Origin of the sequence: Taibaiella helva, assembly GCF_003545695.1 — a bacterium.
Classification (GTDB): Bacteria; Bacteroidota; Bacteroidia; order Chitinophagales; family Chitinophagaceae; genus Taibaiella; species Taibaiella helva.
Window position 1 is genome coordinate 1 of record NZ_QUZZ01000028.1, and the last position, 2,326, is coordinate 2,326.

5 protein-coding genes are annotated in these 2,326 nt (G+C 40.3%); all 5 read left to right on the top strand.

Features of this window, described 5'->3' with window-relative positions:
- Positions 1 to 316 precede the first annotated feature (316 nt).
- The 5 genes from DZC79_RS20945 to DZC79_RS20965 all read left to right on the top strand — a co-directional run bounded on the left by DZC79_RS20945 (position 317) and on the right by DZC79_RS20965 (position 2,235).
- Entirely contained in the window at positions 317 to 571 is a 255-nt protein-coding gene (locus tag DZC79_RS20945; protein ID WP_118953568.1) for an RNA recognition motif domain-containing protein, read from the top strand.
- Between the two features lie 8 nt (positions 572 to 579).
- Positions 580 to 873: a hypothetical protein gene (locus tag DZC79_RS20950; protein ID WP_157977335.1), complete on the top strand. Its 294-nt coding sequence runs from the start codon at positions 580 to 582 to the stop codon at positions 871 to 873.
- Positions 874 to 924: 51 nt separating this feature from the next.
- Positions 925 to 1,239 (top strand): hypothetical protein, encoded by a 315-nt coding sequence (locus DZC79_RS20955; protein ID WP_118953570.1) that lies wholly within the window; start codon positions 925 to 927, stop codon positions 1,237 to 1,239.
- A 50-nt stretch (positions 1,240 to 1,289) separates the two neighbouring features.
- Positions 1,290 to 1,844, top strand: a complete 555-nt coding sequence (locus tag DZC79_RS20960; RefSeq protein ID WP_118953571.1) for a DUF1003 domain-containing protein — start codon at positions 1,290 to 1,292, stop codon at positions 1,842 to 1,844.
- Between the two features lie 163 nt (positions 1,845 to 2,007).
- Positions 2,008 to 2,235 (top strand): hypothetical protein, encoded by a 228-nt coding sequence (locus DZC79_RS20965; protein ID WP_118953572.1) that lies wholly within the window; start codon positions 2,008 to 2,010, stop codon positions 2,233 to 2,235.
- Positions 2,236 to 2,326 lie beyond the last annotated feature (91 nt).

The following is a 2,326-nucleotide window of genomic DNA, read 5'->3' on the forward strand; positions in this document are numbered from 1 at the left end:
GACTATTGATGCAAAGGTCGGTGCATTTAAGCCTTGAGCTATTATAGAATCAAGGAATTAAATTACATATATCACAGGTTTTTGTTCGTTTTACGGATCTTATGTTTCGTTTGGCCGGTAATACTTCTTCTCTCCTCTACAAAGTATTTTTCCATGTTCTTATTTATTGAATTTACAAATAAAACATGGGGTGCAAGGGATATTGGTTACCTTTACACTAATATTCATAGTGGCTATCCGCCCGTCCTGATCTGCTTTCTTCCTTCTCTTCAGCCTGTTTGGGTGCCTTCTTAGGTTCACTTTTTATCCCACTTATATGAACATCTTCGTTGGTAACCTGACTGCCATTGTACAGTTAAAGCACCTCAGAAACCTGTTTTCTAAATTTGGCTCCGTTAGCCGGGTAATGATTATCCGGGAAAGCAGGGCTATACTGCCCCGTATTTTTTGCTGGGTCGTCATGAAAGAACGTGCTGATGCTTTACGGGCGATTAAGACCCTGGATCATAGCGAATTTATGCAACGTACCATTTTAGTCAATGAGGCTGTACTTGTGTCAGATACTAAATGACATATCCTATGTATATAAAGATAACTAAATCCAGCACTGTCGCACTATCACATGAAGGAGATGTTCTATGGATGTACCCATTTAATGGTGACCCTGAAGACTTTTTTAACGAGCAAGACAAGAAGCGCGCTGAAGCATACGAGATTCGCCTAATTAACCATGTTAATGGAATGATGACACTTCTAAATCCTGCTGATTCCCGAATCATGTTTGCCCCACCGGGAGAGGTCGGTCGTTTATTTATAAAATCCGACCATCTGGTTACACAAAATATATGGTGGCAGTGGAGCAATGAGATCTGACATTTGATAGTTGTAGATTGTAATTCTATTCTGTTATTTAAATTTAAAACTATGTCTTTCAGAGAAACTTTGGATACAGTCAGTGCAGTGTTAATGATGTTGAAGCGAAAGGGCCAGGACAATGAATTCACTGTATATCATCGCGAGTGGCTTAGTCTCAAAGGCAAGCTGTATCGTGCTCAGGAAACACATATTGTCAGGACGTATCGTTTCGAAGGAATATCTGACCCTGCAGACCAGGCTATTATCTACCTGGTTCGTACAAATGACGGTACTATAGGTTACAGCCTTGATGCATATGGCACCTATACCAACCACACTGATGATGGTTACGCGGAATTGATTAGCAAAATGACAATGAGTTGATGATTTTTACCCGGAAACCTTAACACTTACACACTATAAAGCATTTTATTATGAAGGCTGAGCTCTCTGATCAGGTATCCTTAGAGGAGCAGGATTTCCTGGATAAATTACACAAAATAGTGGATGAAACCATCCAGGAGGAGGGGCTCATCTTGAATAACCTGTTGCATCCCCCCGCTGAAATCTTATCCAGGGGACAAAAGCTATCCGATCAGGTAGCTCGCTTCGGTGGAAGCTGGAAATTTATTATCCTCTTTATTATTACTCTAATGCTTTGGATCATTTACAATGTTGTCATGATCCGCAGTCGCATATTCGATCCTTATCCTTTTATTCTTATGAACCTGCTGCTATCCTGTATAGCTGCCCTTCAGGCTCCGGTTATTATGATGAGCCAGAACAGGCAGGAAGAGAAAGATCGCATGCGGGCAGAGAACGATTACCTGATCAACCTAAAGTCGGAGATCGGCATTCGCAGCTTGCACCAGAAAATGGATTTACTTCTGGGAGAACAAATCAAAAGCCTTTATGAACTGCAAGCCAGACAATTGGAAATGCTTCAGGAAATTAAACAGAAAATACAAGGGAAAGACGCAGGCATTTAAAAGCGCAATTTGTCTTTTCCGGGATCAACAAGTATGTTATGAGGGTGCATGGGGAAAGGTGTGAATAGTGTAACTCTTTTCTATGATTGTGTAATGACAGGATCACTGAAACAACAGACCTTTGTGCTGTGAAAATTCATTCACGAAATTAAACTGTAGTAAAATGAATATTGAACAAAGTAAAGCTGACAAAAGTTTTAAGATCATAGGGGATTGGGCGCCCCAATCGAAACTGCTCAAAGAAAAATTCCCTCAACTTACCACTTCAGATTTACAATTTGAACCTGGTAAAGAAGAAGAGTTGCTGGGGCGGATCGAAACAAGACTGAATAAGAAACGCGAAGAAGTGATCAACATTGTAAAAAAAGGTATGCCAGAAAAGGCACTGTGATTTTAGCTCCTATGGCCCATATATGAATAAGAGAAGACAGGTACTATCCTGTCTTTTTTTATTGCCCAATTTAACACGATTCCCATTATTG

Coding starts and splice junctions, on each gene's coding strand:
- DZC79_RS20955 (WP_118953570.1), top strand. CDS start 925: ATGTCTTTCAGAGAAACTTTGGATACAGTCAGTGCAGTGTTAATGATG.
- DZC79_RS20945 (WP_118953568.1), top strand. CDS start 317: ATGAACATCTTCGTTGGTAACCTGACTGCCATTGTACAGTTAAAGCAC.
- DZC79_RS20965 (WP_118953572.1), top strand. CDS start 2,008: ATGAATATTGAACAAAGTAAAGCTGACAAAAGTTTTAAGATCATAGGG.
- DZC79_RS20960 (WP_118953571.1), top strand. CDS start 1,290: ATGAAGGCTGAGCTCTCTGATCAGGTATCCTTAGAGGAGCAGGATTTC.
- DZC79_RS20950 (WP_157977335.1), top strand. CDS start 580: ATGTATATAAAGATAACTAAATCCAGCACTGTCGCACTATCACATGAA.